Below are 18032 nucleotides of genomic sequence, written 5' to 3'. Positions count from 1 at the left end.
CTTTGCGCAGCGCGTCACAGACCGGTTGTGCGCCGTCACGAGGTGTGGGAGTGGATTTCCCGACGATTCCCGACCACGCTCCGTGGTCGGACGGTCACGCCAGGCGCTCGGCCACGGTGTCCCAGACCCGCGCCGCGAGCGCCGCCTTCGACCCCATCGGCAACTGCGTGGACGACCCGTCGGCGCCCAGGAGCCACCCCTCGTTGTCGGCGCCCTCGAAGGCGTTGTGCCCGGTGGGACCCCCCACGGCGTTGACGACGAGGTAGTCGCTGCCCTTCCGTTCGAGCTTCGCGCGCCCGAAGGTGAGGACGTCGTGGTCGGCGTCCCCGGTCTCCGCGGCGAAGCCGATGACCAGCCGGCCGGGCACCTGCTCGGCCACGAGCTCGGCGAGGATGTCCGGGTTCCGTGTGAGACGGATCGCGTCCGGCTCCCCCGGCCCCTTCTTGATCTTGAATCCGGCGACGTCGACCGGGCGGAAGTCGGCCACGGCGGCGGCCATCACGACCACGTCGGCGTCCTTGCCCGCGTCGAGGACCGCGGAGCGCATCTCCTCGGTGGTGCGCACCCGCACCACGTCGACGGCGGCCGGCGGTTCGAGGTCGGCGGTGGTGCCGGCGACGAGCGTGACGTGCGCGCCGCGCTGCGCGGCGACCCGGGCGAGCGCGTAACCCTGGCGGCCCGACGAGCGGTTGCCGAGGGTGCGCACGGGGTCGAGCGGTTCGGCGGTGCCGCCTGCGGAGACGACGACGTGGCGTCCCTCGAGGTCGCGCGGCAACGCGTCGGGCGCCTCGAGGAGCAGGCGGACGAACTCCGCGATCTCGACGGGCTCGGGCAGACGGCCCGGCCCGGAGTCGGCACCGGTGAGCCGGCCGGAGGCGGGCTCGAGGACGATCGTGCCGCGGCGGCGGAGGGTGGCGACGTTGTCCACCGTCGCCGGGTGGTCCCACATCTCCGTGTGCATCGCCGGGACGGCGAGCACCGGACATCGCGCGGTGAGCAGCGTGGACGTGAGCAGGTCGTCCGCGCGGCCCGCCGCCATCCGCGCGAGCAGGTCGGCGGTGGCGGGGGCGCACACGACGAGGTCGGCCCGGCGTCCCAGCGCGACGTGGGTCACGTCCGGGACGTGCTCGAAGACCCCGGTGAGGACCTCGCGCCCGGACAGCGCCTCGAAGGTGGCCGCGCCGATGAACTGCAGGGCGTTCGGCGTGGCCACCACCTGCACGCCGTGCCCGGCCTCGCGGAGCCGCCGGAGCAGCTCGCAGGCCTTGTAGGCGGCGATGCCGCCGGACACGCCGAGGACGATCTCAGCCATGGCTCCCGACTTCTCGTCGCTGCACTCGCCCGGCTCCGGTGCCCGATCCGGGAAGGTGTTACTCGCCCTCGGTGTGCTCGAGCAGGTGGGAGTGGATCTCACGCATGGCGATCGAGAGGGGCTTCTCGCGCGGGCCCGGCTCCACGAGCGGGCCGACGTACTCGAGCAGGCCCTCGCCGAGCTGGGCGTAGTAGTCGTTGATCTGACGCGCCCGCTTGGCCGCGTAGATCACCAGCGCGTACTTCGAGCTGACGGTCTCCAGCAGCTCGTCGATCGGCGGGTTGGTGATGCCCTCGGGCACGTCGTGGAATCCACCGGTGACGCGGCTGGTGGTGATGCTCATTCACTGGCTCCTGCGGATCGGGGTCCGACGGCGCCCGCGCGGGTGTCCGTGCAGGCAGCGGCGTCGGACGGGTGTGCCAAGTCTACCAATCGCCGCGCGGTCTCCCGGACGTCGTGGTTCACCAGGTGCTCGTCGAACTCGCGGGACGCGTCGAGTTCGATGCGGGCGGTGGCCAGACGCCGGTCGATCACGTCCTGCGGCTCGGTGCCCCGGCCGGTCAGCCGGTCCACCAGGACCTCCCAGGACGGAGGTTCGAGGAACACCAGCAGGGCGTCCGGTCGACGCTGCCGGACCGCCCGGGCGCCCGCAAGGTCCAGCTCGAGCAGCACCGGCTCGCCCGCGGCCAGGTGCGCCTCGACCGGGGCGGCCGGGGTTCCCGACCGGTGCAGCCCGCGGTGGATCGAGGCCCACTCCAGCATCTCGCCCTCGTCGACCATGCGGTCGAAGTCGGACTCGGTGACGAAGTGGTACTCGCGACCGTCCTGCTCCCCCGGGCGGGCCGCCCGGGTGGTGGCCGAGACGCTGAACCACAGCGGCGCGTCCATCCGTCGCAGCTCCGCCACGACGGTGCTCTTCCCGACGCCGGACGGGCCGGCGAGGACGAGCAGACGTCCCCGCCCGCCCGTCGCTCCACCGTCGTGCGTCACTCCCCGTCGAACTCCGCGAGCAGCGCCTTGCGCTGGCGCTCGCCGAGCCCGCGCAGCCGTCGGCTGGGGGCGATCTCGAGGCGCTCCATGATCTGCTGCGCGCGCACCTTGCCGACGCCCGGGAGGGCCTCGAGCAGGGCCGAGACCTTCATCTTGCCGAGCACCTCGTCGGAGTCGGCCTGCTCGAGCACGTCACCGAGGGTGGTACCGCCGCGCTTGAGCCGCTCCTTGAGCTCGGCCCGGGCGCGGCGGGCAGCGGCGGCCTTCTCCAGCGCGGCCGCCCGCTGCTCCTCGGTCAGCTCGGGAAGTGCCACGGTCTCCTCCGATATCTGTGGATGGGTCTCCGGGCTCCCGCGCACCGCGCGAACGCCCTCGTCGCTGGCGAACGTACCGTCTGGGGTGGGAGTCCACAGTCCTCGGGTGTCCGGGGTGTGAACGGTCTCGTCGTCCGCGGACACCCGCCGCGCGCCGCGTCCCGCCGCTCGGCGGGGGACGGTCGGTGCCTGCTACGCGCCGATCGGTCCGGCGGGCAGCGCGAGGGCACGCAGGGCGCCGTTCAACGCGAGACACGCGTCGCGCAGCGCCTCCGGGTCGGGCCCGTGGGCGAGGACCTCCCGCGAGCTCGACGGGACGACGGGTCCGGTCCCGTCGGCGAACGTCCGCGCGAGGTCGTCCGGGGTCGCGCCCTGCGCACCGAGCCCCGGGACGAGGACCGGACCGCGCAGGCGCGTGAGGTCGAGGCCGTGCGCCCGCCCGGTCGTGCCGCCGGTGGCGCCGACGACCACGCCCGCCGGTCCGCTCCCGGCCGCGCCGGCCCGTGCGGTGTTCGCGGCCCCGCAGGCGTCCACGACGCTCTGCGCGACCTCACGCATCCCCGGGCTCGACGGGTCCGACAGCGAGGTCCACGACTGCGCCGACTGCACCGCCGCCGCCTCCGCGTTCGACGTCCGGGCCAGGACGAACACCCCGCGACCGGTCTCCGCGGCGAGGTCGAGCGCGGGCGTGAGCGACCCGACGCCGAGGTAGGGCGAGAGGGTCACCGCGTCGGCCGCGAGCGGTGAGGTGTCCGCCAGCCAGGCCCGGGCGTACGCGGTCATCGTCGAGCCGATGTCGCCGCGCTTCGCGTCGGCGATCGTCAGCAGCCCGGCGTCGCGGGCGTCGGCGAGGACCCGCTCCAGGGCTCGCACTCCCCCGCTGCCGTGCACCTCGAACAGCGCGACCTGGGGCTTGATCACGGCGACGTGTCCCGCGAGCGCGGCGACGGCGTCGCGCCCGAAGCGCTCCACCCCCGCCGCGTCGTCCTCGTGGCCCCACCGCGCGAGCAGGCCCGGGTGCGGGTCGATCCCCACGCAGAGCGGGCCGTGGGTCGCCACGGCCCCGCTCAGCCGGTCGGTGAAGGCCGCCCGGGGGGCGCTCATCCCTCGCCCGTCGCTTCGCTCGCCCGGCTCACACGCCCTCCGTGGCCCGGGCCTTCGCCAGCCGCTCGTGCAGCACCTGGAGTGGCGTGACGGTGATCTCACCCCGGATCACCGCCTCGATGCCCTGCACGGCGGCCGCCGCGCCCTGCACCGTGGTGATGCACGGGACCCCGACCTGGAGCGCCGCCGCACGGATCTCGTAGCCGTCGATGCGCGGGCCGGTGTGCCCGACCGGCGTGTTGATGATCATGCCGACCTCGCCCGCGAGGATCGTGTCGACGATGTTGTCCGGCCCCTCGAAGTGCTTGCGCACCACCTGCGCGGGGATGCCGTTGCGCTCCAGCACGCTCGCGGTCCCCGCCGTCGCGAGGATCTCGAAGCCGAGGTCGGCCAGCCGCTTCACCGGGAAGATCAGCGCCCGCTTGTCGCGGTTCGCCACCGAGACGAAGATCCGTCCCGACGTCGGGAGGGGTCCGGCCGCTGCGGCCTGCGCCTTCGCGAACGCGGTGGAGAAGGCGATGTCGATGCCCATCACCTCGCCGGTGGACTTCATCTCCGGGCCGAGCAGCGAGTCCACCCCGCGGCCGTCGGGCCGACGGAAGCGGTGGAAGGGCAGCACGGCCTCCTTGACCGCCACCGGGTGCTGGGCGGGCAGGTGCCCGCCGTCGCCGGTGGCAGGCAGCACGCCCTCGTGGCGCAGGCCGGAGATCGTCGCGCCGAGCATCACCCGGGCGGCCGCGCTCGCCAGCGGCACGCCGGTCGCCTTGGACACGAACGGCACCGTGCGGCTCGCCCGCGGGTTGGCCTCGAGGACGTAGAGCGTCTCGTCCTTCAGCGCGTACTGGACGTTCATCAGGCCGAGCACGCCGAGGCGCCGGGCCAGGGCCACCGTGGAGGCACGCACGACCTCGAGGTCGGACAGGCCCAGGGTGATCGGGGGCAGCGTGCACGACGAGTCACCGGAGTGGACCCCGGCCTCCTCGATGTGCTCCATGACCCCGCCGAGGTAGACCTCGCCGGTCGCGTCGCACAGCGCGTCGACGTCGATCTCGATGGCGTCGTCGAGGAACCGGTCGACGAGCACCGGGTGGTCGGGGGTGACCTCGGTGGCGCGGGCGATGTAGTCGGCCAGCGTCTCGTCGTCGTAGACGATCTCCATGCCGCGCCCGCCGAGCACGTACGAGGGCCGCACGAGGACCGGGTAGCCGATGTCGGCGGCGATCCGGCGGGCGCCGTCGAAGCTCGTCGCGGTGCCGTAGGGCGGGGCGGGCAGGCCCGCGTCGTCGAGGACGGCGCCGAACGCCCCGCGCTCCTCGGCGAGGTCGATCGCGGCCGGCGGCGTGCCCACGATGGGCACGCCCGCGGCCTCCAGGGCGGCGGCCAGCTTCAGCGGCGTCTGCCCGCCGAGCTGGACGACCACACCGGCGAGCCCGGCGGTCCAGCGGCCGTCGGCACCGCGGGTCGCGTCGCCGCCCCCGGAGAGCCGCTCGGAGTGGACCACCTCGAGCACGTCCTCCTCGGTGAGGGGCTCGAAGTACAGGCGGTCGGCCGTGTCGTAGTCGGTGGAGACCGTCTCCGGGTTGCAGTTGAGCATCACGGTCTCGAAGCCCGCCGCGCGCAGGCTCGTCGCGGCGTGCACGCACGAGTAGTCGAACTCGATGCCCTGCCCGATCCGGTTCGGACCCGAGCCCAGGATGATCACCTTGGGCCGCTCGTCCTGCGGGCCGACCTCGGACTCGGCCGCGGGGTCGGACTCGTAGGCCGAGTAGTGGTACGGCGTGCGCGCCTCGAACTCGGCGGCGCAGGTGTCCACGGTCTTGTAGACCGGCCGCACCCCGAGGCGGTGGCGCAGCGCGCGCACCCCCGCCTCGCCGGCGAGCTCGGGGCGCATTGTCGCGATCTGGGCGTCCGAGAGACCCGAGCGCTTGGCCCGGCGCAGCAGTCCGGCATCGAGCACCGGGGCCTCGGCGATCTCGCGGCGCAGCGCGACGATGCCCTCGATCTGCTCGACGAACCACGGGTCGATCCCGGAGGCGTCGCTGACCTCGGCGACCGTCGCGCCGAGACGCAGGGCCCGCTCGACGGCGTAGAGCCGCCCGTCGCGCGGCAGCGCCGCCTGCTTGAGGGCGTCGTCCTTCGAGAGGCCCGCGGGGTCGGGCCGCGTGCCGAAGCCGGCGTCCTTCGTCTCGGTGGAGCGCAGGGCCTTGTTCAGCGCCTCGGGGAAGCTGCGGCCGAGCGCCATCGCCTCGCCGACCGACTTCATCGTCGTGGTGAGCGTCGGGTCGGCGCCGGGGAACTTCTCGAAGGCGAACCGCGGCACCTTGACCACGACGTAGTCCAGCGTGGGCTCGAAGCTCGCCGGGGTCTCGCCGGTGATGTCGTTGGTGATCTCGTCGAGCGTGTAGCCGACGGCGAGCCGCGCGGCGATCTTCGCGATCGGGAAGCCGGTGGCCTTCGACGCGAGGGCCGAGGAACGGGAGACCCGCGGGTTCATCTCGATGACGACGAGGCGCCCGGTGGTCGGCTCCACCGCGAACTGGATGTTGCAGCCGCCGGTCTCGACGCCGACCTCGCGCAGCACCTGGATGCCGGTGTCGCGCATGACCTGGTACTCGCGGTCGGTCAGCGTCATCGCCGGGGCGACCGTCACCGAGTCGCCGGTGTGCACGCCCATCGGGTCGACGTTCTCGATGGAGCAGATGACGACGACGTTGTCCTTGCCGTCGCGCATCAGCTCGAGCTCGTACTCCTTCCAGCCGAGCACGGACTCCTCGATGAGGACCTCGTGGACGGGGCTCGCGGCGAGGCCGGTGCCCGCGAGGCGCTCGAGCTCCTCGTCGGTGTAGGCGAGGCCGGAGCCCAGACCGCCCATGGTGAACGAGGGCCGGATGACGACGGGGAGGCCGACCTCGGCCACCGTCGCACGGACCTCCTCCATGGAGTGGCAGACCTCGGAGCGCGGGACGTCGCCGCCGATCGAGCGGACGATGTCCTTGAACTTCAGCCGGTCCTCGCCACGCTGGATGGCGTCGACGTCGGCGCCGATCAGCTCGACGCCGTACCGCTCGAGCACGCCCGCGTCGTGCAGGGCGATCGCGGCGTTCAGCGCGGTCTGGCCGCCCAGGGTCGCGAGCAGCGCGTCGGGCCGCTCGGCCTCGATGACCTTGGTGATGTGCTCGACGTCGATCGGCTCGACGTAGGTGGCGTCGGCGATCTCCGGGTCGGTCATGATCGTCGCCGGGTTGGAGTTGACCAGCGACACGCGCAGGCCCTCCTCGCGCAGCACCCGGCAGGCCTGCGTGCCCGAGTAGTCGAACTCGGCGGCCTGCCCGATCACGATCGGGCCGGAGCCGATGACCAGGACGTGGTGGATGTCCTCGCGGCGCGGCATACCTCAGCGCCCTCCCATCAGGGCAGCGAAACGGTCGAAGAGATCCGCGGCGTCGTGCGGGCCCGCGGCCGCCTCCGGGTGGTACTGCACGGAGAACGCGGGGACGGCGGTGCAGGTCACGCCCTCGACCACGTCGTCATTCGGACAGCCGTGCGAGAGGTGCACCCGGCCGAACGGGGAGTCGACGTGCTCACCGGGCGTGCCCGCCAGCGCGAAGCCGTGGTTCTGGCTGGTGATGGCCACCGTGCCGGTGGTGTGGTCGACGACCGGCACGTTGATCCCGCGGTGGCCGTAGCGCAGCTTGAACGTGCCCATCCCGAGGGCCCGTCCGAGGATCTGGTTGCCGAAGCAGATGCCGAACAGCGGCACCCCGCGCTCCAGTACGCCGCGGGTGAGCTCGACGGCGTGCTCGGCGGTCGCCGGGTCGCCCGGCCCGTTGGACAGGAACACCCCGTCGGGGGACCCGTCGAGGAGCTCGTCGAGGGTGGTGCTGCTCGGGACCACCCGGGTCTCGATGCCGCGCTGCGCGAGCATCCGTGGCGTGTTCGCCTTGATGCCGAGGTCGAGCGCCGCCACCGAGAAGCGCCGTTCCCCCTCCGCCGGCACCACGTAGGGCTCGGCGGTGGTGACCGCGCCCGCGAGGTCGGCGCCCGCCATCTGCGGGCTGTCGCGGACCGCCTCGAGCATCTCGCGCTCGGTGGCGAGACCGTCGCCGGAGAACAGCCCGGCGCGCATCGACCCGTGCTCGCGCAGCCGGCGCGTCACCGCCCGGGTGTCCACGCCCGCGAGGCCCACGACGCCCTGCCGCTCGAGCTCGTCGGCGAGCGGGCGGCGGGACCGCCAGTTCGACGGCGTCCGCGTGGGGTCACGCACGACGTAGCCCGCGACGTGGATGCGGGTCGACTCGTCGTCCTCGTCGTTCCAGCCGGTGTTGCCGATGTGCGGCGCCGTCGCGACGACGATCTGTCGGTGGTAGCTCGGGTCGGTGAGCGTCTCCTGGTAGCCGGTCATCCCGGTGGTGAAGACGGCCTCCCCGAGGGTGCGGCCGGTCGCCCCGAAGGACTCGCCGCGGTGGACGGTGCCGTCCTCCAGCACCAGCAACGCCTCTGTCGGCTTCGTGTCCGTCCTGCTCACCCTGCAACCTTCCCGTCCTGCACGGTCCACCGTCCCCGCAGCATGGTGTGCACCACGGAGACCGGGAGTTCCATCCCCTCGTAGGGGGTGTTGTCGGCGATGCTCGCCAGGTCCGCCCCGCGCACCGTCCAGCGCGCCTCGGGGTCGACCAGGACGAGGTTCGCCGGTTCGCCGACCGTGAGCGGGCGGCCCTGGTCGGACAGCCCGGCGATCGCGGCCGGCACCTCGCTGCAGACCCGCGCCACGCCGCGCCAGTCGAGCAGACCCGTCGTCACCATGGTCGACGCGACCACCGACAGCGCGGTCTGCAGGCCCAGCATGCCGGGTCGGGCCTGCGACCACTCGCAGTCCTTGGCCTCCACCGCGTGCGGGGCGTGGTCGGTGGCGACGCAGTCGATCACGCCGTCGGCCAGCGCCCGGCGCAGCGCGAGGGTGTCGGCCTCGGGACGCAGCGGCGGGTTCACCTTGTGCACCGGGTCGTAGTCCTCGGCGGCGGTGTCGGTGAGCAGCAGGTGGTGCGGGGTGACCTCGGCGCTCACTGCGGCCGCCGTGCCCGGGAGCAGGTGCTCCCGGGCCCAGCGCAGCACCTCGACCGACCCCGCCGTCGACAGGTGGCAGACGTGCAGCCGGGCACCGGCGGCCGCCGCGAGCATCGCGTCGCGTGCGACGATCGACTCCTCGGCCGTCGCGGGCCAGCCGGTGAGACCGAGCCGGGCGGCGACCGGGCCCTCGTGGGCCTGGGCGCCGACCGTGAGCCGGTGGTCCTCGGCGTGCTGGGCGACGACGGCGTCCAGCGAGCGCGCGTACTCGAGGGCGCGCCGCATGATCAGCGGGTCGTTCACGCACCGGCCGTCGTCGGAGAACATCCGCACGCCGGCGGCCGAGGCGGCCATCATGCCCATCTCGGCCAGCTTCTCGCCGCCGAGCCCGACGGTGACCGCCCCCACCGGGTGCACGTCGACCAGACCGACCTCGCGGCCGCGGCGCCAGACGTGCTCGACGACGACCGGCGAGTCCTGCGTCGGGTTCGTGTTCGGCATCGCGAACACCGCGGTGTAGCCGCCGAGCGCCGCCGCGGCCGAACCGGTGGCGATTGTCTCGGCCTCCTCGCCGCCCGGCTCGCGCAGGTGGGTGTGCAGGTCGACCAGGCCCGGCAGCGCGACGAGCCCGTCGGCGTCCAGGGTCTCGTCGGGGTCGTCGAGCGCGTCGACGAGCACCCCGTCGCGGACGTACAGGTCCGTCGGGTCCTCGCCGTAGGGCCGGACGTTCGCGATCCTGATCGTGGTCATGCCACGTCCTCTCCGGCCAGCAGGTGGTAGAGCACGGCCATCCGTACGTGGACCCCGGCGGTGACCTGCTCGCTGATCGCGGCACGGTCCGAGTCCGCCACCGCGCTCGCGATCTCCATGCCGCGCACCGCGGGTCCGGGGTGCAGGACGACGGCGTGGTCGGGCAGCGTGTCGGCGCGGCGGGCGCTCAGCCCGAACCGCACCGCGTACTCCCGGGCGCTCGGGAAGAAGCCGCCGTGCATCCGCTCGGCCTGCACGCGGAGCATCATCACCGCGTCCGGTCCGGTGGCGAGGTGGCCGTCGAGGTCGTGGGTGACCGTCACCGGCCACGCCTCCACCCCCGCGGGCAGCAGCGTCGGGGGCGCGACGAGGGTGACCTCGGCGCCGAGCGTCGCCAGCAGGTGCGCGTTGGAGCGCGCCACCCGGCTGTGCAGGACGTCGCCGACGATCGCGACCCGGCGTCCGGCGAGGTCTGGTCCCAGCCGCCTGCGCAGGGTCGCGGCGTCGAGCAGGGCCTGCGTGGGGTGCTCGTGGGTGCCGTCGCCGGCGTTGACCACAGCGACGTGGCCGTCGGTGTGGGAGTGGCCGACCCGGTCGAGCCAGCTCGCGATGCGGTGCGGGGCACCCGACGCCGGGTGGCGGACGACGATCGCGTCCGCGCCGGCGGCCGCGAGGGTGGAGGCGGTGTCGCGCAGCGACTCGCCCTTGCCCACGCTCGACCCGCTCGCCGAGACGTTGATGGTGTCGGCGCTCATCCACTTCCCGGCGACCTCGAAGGACACCCGGGTGCGCGTGGAGTTCTCGTAGAACAGGGTGACCACGGTGCGCCCGCGCAGCGTGGGCAGCTTGCGCACGGCCCGGCCGGTGAGCGCCTGCTCCATGCTCGCGGCGGTGTCGAGCAGCGCCTCGGCCTGCTCGCGGCGCAGCCCCTCGGTGGAGAGGAGGTGCCGGAGTCCGATCTCCGTCATCGGATCGCCACCCCGTCGACCCCGTCGGACTCGACCAGCGACACCACGACGTCCTCCGCCCAGTTGGTCGGCACGTTCTTGCCGACGTAGTCCGCACGGATGGGCAGTTCGCGGTGGCCGCGGTCGACGAGCACGGCCAGCTGCACGGCGCGGGGACGTCCGTGGTCGCGCAGGGCGTCGAGGGCGGCACGCACCGTCCGTCCGGACATCAGGACGTCGTCGACAAGGACGACGATGACGTCGTCGATGCCGCCGGCGGGGATGTCGGTGTCGGCGAGCGGCCGGGTCGGCTGGCGGCGGAGGTCGTCGCGGTAGAGCGTCGGGTCGACCGTCCCCGTCCGGACGCTGCCGACGGTGGGATCGATCGCGGTGATGCGCTCGGCGAGCCGGTGCGCCAGGTGGATGCCGCGGGTGGGGAGGCCGAGGAGCACGACGGGTGCTCCGGACTCCGCGGTCTTCTCGAGGATCTCGTGGGCGATCCGTGCCACCGTCCGGGCGAGGTCGGCCGGGGAGAGGAGCTCGCGCTCACCCTCGGCGTTCGACGCACCGTTCGGTACGGGACCGCCCCGGCGCCGCGTGGGCACTGGGGGACCTCCTTCTCCGCCTCGCGGGACGGCTCTTAAAGGACGTCTAGTGGGTCGGGATCGACACTATCAGCCACCGTGTGCGACCGATCGCGTCGGCTCCGCCACGCTCGACGTCTCCCCGACGGGCGGAGCGCGTCCGGGCGATCACGGGGGGCATTCGGTCGGGCGCAAGTGAATCCACCCGACCGGACGGCGTGCCGCGCGACACACCGGAGCACGCTGCGACGGACCCCGGCTTGACCTCGTGATCGCCGAGGGCGCATCATCACTCTCCGTATCGACTTCAGCATGACTGCGTCGGAGCACCCAGGGCTCGGCGCGCGGGGAACGGGGTGCCGCCAGATGGGCGATTACGCGAAGGCGCTCGGCGCCAAGCTTCGGGGGATTCGCCAGCAGCAGGGGCTCTCGCTGCACGGCGTCGAGCAGAAGTCGGGCGGACGGTGGAAGGCGGTCGTCGTCGGCTCCTACGAGCGCGGCGACCGGGCGGTGACCGTGCAGAAGCTCGCCGAGCTCGCCGACTTCTACGGCGTGCCGGTGGCCGAGCTGCTGCCCGAGGGCCGGATCCCGTCCGGGTCCGAGCCGGCCGCGAAGATCGTGATCAACCTCGAGCGGCTGCAGCAGCTGCCCGCGGACAAGGCCGGGCCGCTCGCGCGCTACGCCGCGGCCATCCAGAGCCAGCGCGGCGACTACAACGGCAAGGTCCTCTCGATCCGCAACGAGGACCTGCGCTCGCTCGCGATCATCTACGACATGACGCCGGGCGACCTGTCCGAGCAGCTCGTCGAATGGGGCGTGCTGCCGCCCGAGGCGCGCCTGTCGCGCGAGGACTGAGCGGCCCTGTTCTGAGCGAAGGGCCCCCTCCGTCGGGTAGACGGGCCGGGGGCGCCCTTCGCCCTTCCCGTCACGCCCCGCCCGGATGTGAGCGAAGGGCCCCTCCGGTCGATCTATTCGACCGGAGGGGCCCTTCGCTCATTCCGGGTCCGGGTCCGGGTCCGGGTCCCCCGCCGGCTGGGCGTCCGGGGGCAGGTCGACGCGCTCGCGGGCCGGCGCCGCCACGGGCACCCGCTCCCCCGAGGCCAGGGCCGCGAGGACGCCGTTGACGAAGCGCGGCGAGTCGTCGGTCGAGAGCTCGCGCGCCAGGCTGATGGCCTCGTCGATGGCCACCGCGTCGTCGACGTCGTCGGTGAACAGGATCTCGAACGCCCCGATGCGCAGGATGGCGCGGTCGACCGCCGCCATGCGCTCCACCGACCAGCCACGGGCCAGCTCACCGAGTGCGGTGTCGATGTGGTCGCGGTGCTCGACGACGCCCTCGACGAGCGTCGCCGCGAAGTCCGACACCGGCGGTGCGTCCGAGCCGGAGATCCGGCGGCGGAGCACCTCGAGCGGGTCCTCGGCGCGCGCCTCGGACTCGAAGAGGATGTCCAGGGCCCGTTTCCGGGCCTTCGACCGCGATCCTCGTCGAGCGACCTTCGGCGGCACGTTCCGACGGGTCGAGCTCCGCTGCGCTCCGTCTCCCACTAGTTCGACACGCGGCCGAGGTACCGGCCGTCACGGGTGTCGACCTTGACGACCGTGCCGGTCTCCAGGAACAGCGGCACCTGGATCTCGGCGCCGGTGGAGACGGTGGCGGGCTTGGTGCCGCCGGTGGAGCGGTCGCCCTGCAGGCCCGGGTCGGTGTGGGTGATCTCCAGCTCGACCGACGACGGCAGCTCGATGAACAACGGCGAGCCGTCGTTGAAGGAGACCTGCACCTCCTGGTTCTCCAGCAGGAAGCGCGCGTTGTCGCCGACGGTGGCCGCCGGGACCGGGATCTGCTCGTAGTCGCTCGCGTCCATGAAGACGAAGTCGTCGCCGTCGCGGTACAGGAAGGTCATGTCCCGGCGGTCGACGTTCGCCGTCTCCACCTTGGTGCCGGCGTTGAACGTCTTGTCGACCACCTTGCCGGTGAGGACGTTCTTCAGCGTCGTCCGGACGAAGGCGCCGCCCTTGCCCGGCTTGACGTGCTGGAACTCGGTGACGGACCAGAGGTTTCCGTCGATCCGCAGCACCAGGCCGTTCTTCAGGTCGTTCGTCGTCGCCACTGCCGCGTCGTCTCCTGCGCTCGTGATGGTGTGGTACCCGGGCACCCGTCAGCCCAGGACCACCAGTTCCCGCGTCGAGGAGGTCAGTGGTTCGGCGCCGGAATCGGTGACGACCAGCGTGTCCTCGATCCGCACACCGCCGCGGCCGGGGAGGTAGACGCCCGGCTCGACGGTGACCGTCATGCCCACCTCCAGGGTAGCGGTCGCACTCGACGACATCGCCGGAGCCTCGTGGATGACCAGCCCGACCCCGTGCCCGACCGGGTGCACGAACTGCTCGCCGTAGCCCGCCTCGGTCACGACGTCCCGCGCCGCCGCGTCGATCGCGCTGGTCGCGACGCCGGGTCGCAGCGCCGCCCGCCCGGCCGCGGCCGCCGCGTCGACCAGCGCGTAGACCTCGCGCTGCCAGTCCTCCACGGGGCCCAGCACCACGGTGCGGGTCATGTCGGAGTGGTAGCCGTCCACGAGTGCGCCGAAGTCCATGGTCACGAGGTCCCCCGCGGCCAGTGGGGAGTCCGACGGCCGGTGGTGCGGGATCGCCGAGTTCGTGCCGGCGGCGACGATCGTCTCGAAGCTCGGACCGGTCGCACCCGCGGCCACCATCCGTTCCTCCAGCTCGCGGGCGACCTCGCGCTCGGCGCGCCCGGGGGCGAGCACGCCGTCGGCGATCGCCCCGGCCAGCGCCGCGTCGCCGGTGGCGCAGGCCAGGCGCAGCGCGTCGATCTCGGCGGCGTCCTTCACCGCCCGGAGCCGCTCGACGAGCCCGGGGGCGCGGACGAGCTCCCCGGGGGCGGCCGCGAGCAGGACGTCGTGGACGTCCACGGTGACCTGTGCGCTGTCGAACCCGACCCGACCCGCCGTCGTGACCGCGAGGAGCTCGGGCGCGCACTGCCGCTCCACCAGCAGCCGCAGGTCCGGGCTCTCGGCCGCGGCCTGCGTGGTGTAGCGGCCGTCGGTGGCGAGCACCGTGCGGTCCTCGGCGTCCGGGGTGTCCTCCGCGTGGACCACGAGCGCGGCGTTGGAGCCGGTGAACCCGGTCAGGTAGCGGACGTTGACGAGGTCGGTGACCAGCAGCGCGTCGACCTCGGCCGCCCGGAGCAGGCCCCGCAGCGCGTCCCGACGGCGGGTGCCCGCGGGATGCGGGCGGGGCCGGGCCACAGCACGGGGTGCACTCACCCGCGCGAGGGTAGTGCGGGAGCGTGACCTGCCGCACCGTACGGTGAGGCCCGTGAGCCCCTGGGTCCTCCGCGCCGTGATCATGACCGTGCTCTACGGCGTGGGCCAGACCGCCTTCGTCGCGCTGTCGTCGCGCTTCGTGTCGCTCTCGCTGGTGTGGACCCTCGTCCTGCTCGGGCTGCTGCTGCTGGTCGGGCTGGTGTGGGGCGGCGCCGAGGTGATCGCGGACCGCATCCCGCCGGAGTGGACGTGGCTCAAGGCCTCGGTGGCCACCGGTCCGGCCGCCGGGCTCCTGAGCTGGGTGCTGCTGGCCTCGTTCGTCGACGCGACCGGCGTCGAGGACCTCGGGTCGGCCCTGGTGGGGCGCGCCTCGTTCACGATCCTGCTGGTGCTCACCTCGGTGAGCCTGGGCGCGCGGTTCGGGTGGCTGTCGCTGCGCCGCGCGGACGACCCGCGGGCCGACGACGACCCGGGCGCCGACGTGGACCTCCCGGCCGGCGACGCCCCGGACGCCCCCTCGACGGTGTCCGGCACGCCCGCCGCCCCGCCCGTGCTGCCGGAGTCGACGACTGAGAAGGTCGCCTCGCGACGCGCCCGCCGGGGCTCCACGCCCACCCCCGGGACACCCGCCCCCGGGACGCCCGCCCCCGAACCGCGGCGGCGGCAGCGCGTCCCGGACGAGGAGCCCACGCGGCTGCCGTTCGGCACCGGCCCGTTCGCCGAGCGCTCGGGCTCCTACTCCCCCGTCGTCGCCGTGCTCCCGCCGGTCACCCCGCTGCCCGAGACCGCGCGCCCGACGGCCGAGGAGCACGACGAGGATCGCCCGTCGGGCCGGCGCCGCTTCGGGCTGCGCCGCCCGACCGACGACGAGAGCTGATCACCCGGGCCCGTCCCCGACCACGGCGCGCAGCACGGCCGCGAGCGGCGGCCACGACTCCCGGCCCCGCCGCACGACCGCGCGGGCCCGCAGGCGGACCGGCGGATCGGGCAGGTCGAGCACCCGCACCCCGGCGCGCGTCGGCCGGTCTTGCGGCAGCAGACCGACCCCGAGTCCGGCGACGACGAGGTCGTCGACCAGGTCCAGGCTGTCGGCCTCGTGCGTGATGCGCAGGTCGAACCCCGCCATGGCTGCGAGCAGGCGGAGCACCTGTTCGTCGGCGTCGTTGCGGGAGTCGCCGATCCACGTCCGGTCGGCGTAGGCGGCGAGGACCTCGGCCGAGGTCGCGGCCCCGACCGGCACCGCCTCGTCGTCGGGAACCCCGAGGCCCCAGCGGGTCTCCCAGAGCCGACGCCCGCCCCGGAGCGAGGGCGGCAGCGGGGCGGCCGGGGCGAGGTCGTAGTCGTAGACGAGGGCGAGGTCCGCGCCGTCGCTCTCCAGCAGGGCGAGGGCCTCCGCCGGCTGCTGCTCGAGGAACGTGAGGCGCAGCGCGGGGTGCCGGACGGCGAGCCCGGCGACGATCGGCACCAGGGACCGGCGGATCGCGGTGGCGAACCCGGCGACCCGGACGGTGCCGGAGGGCTCGGCGGCCGGGTCGAGGTCGTCGCGGGCCGCGTCGACGGCGGAGAGGATGCCGCGGCCGTGCTCGGCGAGGCGCCGACCGGCGGGCGTGAGCCGGACCCGCCGCCCGTCCGGCTCGACCAGCGTGGCGCCGACCTCGCGGGCCAGCGCCGCGATCTGCTGCGACACGACCGACGTCGACGTGGCGAGCGTCTCCGCGACCGCCCGCATCGACCCGAGCCGGTCGAGCTCGACCAGGTACGGCAGTCGTCGGGTGTCCACCGTCCTGATCCTACGGACGGATCGTCGTCGATTCTCACGTGGACACGGACGGTTCTGCCCGCGTTCACTCGGCGACCGTGACCACGCCCCGTGCCCGCTCCGGTGCCCTGCTCGCCCTCGGCTCGATGTCCTGCGTCCAGCTCGGGCTCGCCGCGTCGGTCGGCCTGTTCACGGTCGTCCCGCCCGAGGGTGTCGCCGCGCTGCGCCTCGGGTGGGCGGGCGTGCTGCTCCTGGTGATCGCGCGACCGCGCCCCTCCTCGTTCACCCGCTCCTCGTTCGTCGCGGCGGCGTTGCTGGGCATCGTGACGGCGGGCCTGACGATGCTGTTCATGGCCGCGGTGGCCCGCATCCCGCTCGGGACGGCGGCCGCGATCGAGTTCCTGGGGCCGCTCGGGGTGGCCGTGCTGCGGGGCCGCGGCCGGGCGCTGCTGTGGCCGGTCCTCGCGGCGGCCGGCGTGGTCCTGCTCACCGAGCCGTGGCAGAGCGCGACCGACCCCGTCGGCGTCCTCTTCGCGCTGGGGGCGGCGCTGTGTTGGGCGGGCTACATCCTGCTCACCCAGCGCGTCGGGGACGCCGTGACCGGCCTGCAGGGGCTCGCGGTGTCGATGCCGGTCGCCGGGCTGGTCAGCATCGTCGCCGCGGGCGCGCTGGTGCCCGACCTCGGCGCCGCGCTGACGTGGCCGGTCGTCCTCACGGGCCTCGCACTCGCGCTGCTGCTGCCCGTCGTGCCGTTCGCGCTGGAGCTGCTCGCCCTGCGCCGCCTCGCCGCGGGCGCCTTCGGCACGCTGATGGCCCTCGAGCCGGCGATCGCCCTGACGGTCGGGGCGGTCGCGCTCGGGCAGGTGCCCTCGGCGCTCGCGGTGGGCGGGATCGTCCTCGTCGTCGCCGCGGGCGTCGGGGCCGCGCGGAGCGGGGAGCGTCTTCCCGACGCCGGCCCACCGCTCGCCTCGGAGCCCTCCCGCGTCTAGCCGCCCGACCCGACGCCGGCGACCACGTCGTCGATCCGCGACGCCAGGGCCAGGTCGACCACGGCCAGACCGCCATACTCTCGGTGCGCGCCATGAGCGTCAGCGTGGTCGGGGTCCGCTCGAGGGTGCGCGCCCGCCGGCTGACCTCGCGCTCGACGCCGTGGAGCCGGTCCAGCGCGAGGTCGAGCCGCTCGGGGGCTGGGGCCGACCGGCTGGGGCCGACCCTCCGCGCCCGCCGTCGGGCAGCGCGGCGGTCGCACCCTCGCGGGCGTCGTCGGTGCGCTCGAGTCCGGCGCGGGTGGCCACGCCGCCGAGAGACTCCTGGTGCCGCAGCGGCCTACCTACCCGGTCAGCACCCGGCGGCGCGCTCCGGATCCCGCGGCGCGTCGAAGACCGCACCGAGACCCCGCCCTGCCCGGAGGGTGCCGTCGACCGGGTCGCGGCGGTGGGCGACGACCCGTCCCGGTCCGCGCAGGGGGACCACGAGCAGGCCGCCCGGCCGCACGGCCCCGATCCAGTGCGGGGGCACCGTCGTCGCCGCCGACAGGAAGGCCACGAGCCGGTCGACCGGCTCGTGCAGCTCGAGCCCGTGCAGCGCGTCCCCGGTGCTCAGGTGCGGGGCGGTGCGCCCGTCGGCGGTCAGCAGCCGCCGGGCCCGGGCGGTGACCTCGGGGTCGACGTCCACGGAGTGCACCCTCCCGTCCGGCCCGACCGCGCGGTCGAGCACGGCGGTCGCGAACCCCGACCCGGTGCCGATCTCGAGAACGCGGGCCCCCCGGGGCAGGTCGAGCAGGCGGAGCATCGCGAGCACGACGTCGGGTCGGGTGCTCTCCGCGTACCGGGTCCCGTCCGGGTCGCGCTGGTAGTGCTCCGGGTCGGTCGCGGCGAACGCCGCCGCGACGTCGGCGCGGGCCCGCATGCTTCTCCCGTCGCTC

The 18032-nt window shown here is 74.2% G+C and carries 18 protein-coding genes; 3 read left to right on the top strand and 15 right to left on the bottom strand.

Annotation, left to right across the window (positions count from 1 at the left end):
* Positions 1-94 precede the first annotated feature (94 nt).
* The 10 genes from coaBC to pyrR form a co-directional block, all read right to left on the bottom strand.
* Positions 95-1312, bottom strand: a complete 1218-nt coding sequence (gene coaBC / locus QSK00_RS09420) for a bifunctional phosphopantothenoylcysteine decarboxylase/phosphopantothenate--cysteine ligase CoaBC (protein WP_285589907.1) — start codon at positions 1310-1312, stop codon at positions 95-97.
* A 58-nt stretch (positions 1313-1370) separates the two neighbouring features.
* Entirely contained in the window at positions 1371-1655 is a 285-nt protein-coding gene (gene rpoZ / locus QSK00_RS09415; RefSeq protein ID WP_179793234.1) for a DNA-directed RNA polymerase subunit omega, read from the bottom strand.
* On the bottom strand, positions 1652-2302 hold the full coding sequence (gene gmk / locus QSK00_RS09410) for a guanylate kinase (RefSeq protein WP_285589903.1): 651 nt from the start codon (positions 2300-2302) through the stop codon (positions 1652-1654). The genes rpoZ and gmk overlap by 4 nt, the downstream gene beginning before the upstream one ends.
* Complete coding sequence (mihF, locus tag QSK00_RS09405; protein WP_018333653.1) at positions 2299-2616, bottom strand: integration host factor, actinobacterial type; 318 nt, start codon at positions 2614-2616, stop codon at positions 2299-2301. The genes gmk and mihF overlap by 4 nt, the downstream gene beginning before the upstream one ends.
* A 192-nt stretch (positions 2617-2808) precedes the next feature.
* Complete coding sequence (gene pyrF, locus QSK00_RS09400; RefSeq protein WP_285589897.1) at positions 2809-3720, bottom strand: orotidine-5'-phosphate decarboxylase; 912 nt, start codon at positions 3718-3720, stop codon at positions 2809-2811.
* Positions 3721-3748: 28 nt separating this feature from the next.
* Positions 3749-7111, bottom strand: a complete 3363-nt coding sequence (gene carB / locus QSK00_RS09395; protein WP_285589894.1) for a carbamoyl-phosphate synthase large subunit — start codon at positions 7109-7111, stop codon at positions 3749-3751.
* A 3-nt stretch (positions 7112-7114) separates the two neighbouring features.
* Positions 7115-8245: a glutamine-hydrolyzing carbamoyl-phosphate synthase small subunit gene (carA, locus tag QSK00_RS09390; protein ID WP_285589893.1), complete on the bottom strand. Its 1131-nt coding sequence runs from the start codon at positions 8243-8245 to the stop codon at positions 7115-7117.
* Positions 8242-9534 (bottom strand): dihydroorotase, encoded by a 1293-nt coding sequence (locus QSK00_RS09385; RefSeq protein ID WP_285589891.1) that lies wholly within the window; start codon positions 9532-9534, stop codon positions 8242-8244. The genes carA and QSK00_RS09385 overlap by 4 nt, the downstream gene beginning before the upstream one ends.
* Positions 9531-10502 carry an aspartate carbamoyltransferase catalytic subunit gene (locus QSK00_RS09380; RefSeq protein ID WP_285589890.1) on the bottom strand — a complete coding sequence of 324 codons (972 nt, stop codon included), beginning with the start codon at positions 10500-10502 and terminating at the stop codon, positions 9531-9533. The genes QSK00_RS09385 and QSK00_RS09380 overlap by 4 nt, the downstream gene beginning before the upstream one ends.
* A complete protein-coding gene (gene pyrR, locus QSK00_RS09375) occupies positions 10499-11086 on the bottom strand; it encodes a bifunctional pyr operon transcriptional regulator/uracil phosphoribosyltransferase PyrR (protein ID WP_285589889.1) in 588 nt (195 codons plus the stop codon). Before pyrR ends, QSK00_RS09380 begins: the two co-directional genes overlap by 4 nt.
* Before the next feature lie 345 nt (positions 11087-11431).
* Here pyrR and bldD point away from each other — a divergent pair, with 345 nt between their 5' ends.
* Complete coding sequence (gene bldD / locus QSK00_RS09370) at positions 11432-11920, top strand: transcriptional regulator BldD (protein WP_230752171.1); 489 nt, start codon at positions 11432-11434, stop codon at positions 11918-11920.
* A gap of 138 nt (positions 11921-12058) precedes the next feature.
* Here bldD and nusB read toward each other — a convergent pair whose 3' ends face one another.
* Genes nusB through QSK00_RS09355 form a run of 3 tightly spaced genes read right to left on the bottom strand, consistent with a single transcriptional unit; the run spans position 12059 to position 14349 of the window.
* Positions 12059-12571, bottom strand: coding sequence for a transcription antitermination factor NusB (gene nusB, locus QSK00_RS09365; RefSeq protein WP_285589884.1), 513 nt, complete (start codon positions 12569-12571; stop codon positions 12059-12061).
* Between the two features lie 38 nt (positions 12572-12609).
* Positions 12610-13173, bottom strand: coding sequence for an elongation factor P (gene efp, locus QSK00_RS09360; protein WP_285589881.1), 564 nt, complete (start codon positions 13171-13173; stop codon positions 12610-12612).
* Between the two features lie 48 nt (positions 13174-13221).
* Positions 13222-14349 carry a M24 family metallopeptidase gene (locus QSK00_RS09355; protein ID WP_285589879.1) on the bottom strand — a complete coding sequence of 376 codons (1128 nt, stop codon included), beginning with the start codon at positions 14347-14349 and terminating at the stop codon, positions 13222-13224.
* 52 nt (positions 14350-14401) lie between these two features.
* Here QSK00_RS09355 and QSK00_RS09350 point away from each other — a divergent pair, with 52 nt between their 5' ends.
* Positions 14402-15226, top strand: a complete 825-nt coding sequence (locus QSK00_RS09350; protein ID WP_285589877.1) for a hypothetical protein — start codon at positions 14402-14404, stop codon at positions 15224-15226.
* Here QSK00_RS09350 and QSK00_RS09345 read toward each other — a convergent pair whose 3' ends face one another.
* On the bottom strand, positions 15227-16129 hold the full coding sequence (locus tag QSK00_RS09345) for a LysR family transcriptional regulator (protein WP_285589874.1): 903 nt from the start codon (positions 16127-16129) through the stop codon (positions 15227-15229). It lies immediately after the preceding gene.
* A gap of 77 nt (positions 16130-16206) precedes the next feature.
* Between QSK00_RS09345 and QSK00_RS09340 the strand changes: the two genes are divergently transcribed.
* Positions 16207-17097: an EamA family transporter gene (locus tag QSK00_RS09340; protein ID WP_285589872.1), complete on the top strand. Its 891-nt coding sequence runs from the start codon at positions 16207-16209 to the stop codon at positions 17095-17097.
* Positions 17098-17446: 349 nt separating this feature from the next.
* On the opposite strand, the gene QSK00_RS09335 is transcribed toward QSK00_RS09340, so the two are convergent.
* Positions 17447-18016 carry a protein-L-isoaspartate O-methyltransferase family protein gene (locus tag QSK00_RS09335; protein ID WP_285589869.1) on the bottom strand — a complete coding sequence of 190 codons (570 nt, stop codon included), beginning with the start codon at positions 18014-18016 and terminating at the stop codon, positions 17447-17449.
* Between the last annotated feature and the right edge of the window lie 16 nt (positions 18017-18032).

Origin of the sequence: Actinomycetospora sp. NBRC 106378 (genome assembly GCF_030269685.1) — a bacterium.
In the GTDB taxonomy this organism is placed as follows: domain Bacteria; phylum Actinomycetota; class Actinomycetes; order Mycobacteriales; family Pseudonocardiaceae; genus Actinomycetospora.
This window is presented reverse-complemented; position numbering and strand designations above follow the sequence as displayed.

Excerpts from the sequence above, each read along its gene's own strand:
- carB (WP_285589894.1), bottom strand. The coding sequence starts at position 7,111 with ATGCCGCGCCGCGAGGACATCCACCACGTCCTGGTCATCGGCTCCGGC.
- QSK00_RS09385 (WP_285589891.1), bottom strand. The coding sequence starts at position 9,534 with ATGACCACGATCAGGATCGCGAACGTCCGGCCCTACGGCGAGGACCCG.
- coaBC (WP_285589907.1), bottom strand. The coding sequence starts at position 1,312 with ATGGCTGAGATCGTCCTCGGCGTGTCCGGCGGCATCGCCGCCTACAAG.
- QSK00_RS09380 (WP_285589890.1), bottom strand. The coding sequence starts at position 10,502 with ATGACGGAGATCGGACTCCGGCACCTCCTCTCCACCGAGGGGCTGCGC.
- pyrF (WP_285589897.1), bottom strand. The coding sequence starts at position 3,720 with ATGAGCGCCCCCCGGGCGGCCTTCACCGACCGGCTGAGCGGGGCCGTG.
- bldD (WP_230752171.1), top strand. The coding sequence starts at position 11,432 with ATGGGCGATTACGCGAAGGCGCTCGGCGCCAAGCTTCGGGGGATTCGC.
- rpoZ (WP_179793234.1), bottom strand. The coding sequence starts at position 1,655 with ATGAGCATCACCACCAGCCGCGTCACCGGTGGATTCCACGACGTGCCC.
- QSK00_RS09335 (WP_285589869.1), bottom strand. The coding sequence starts at position 18,016 with ATGCGGGCCCGCGCCGACGTCGCGGCGGCGTTCGCCGCGACCGACCCG.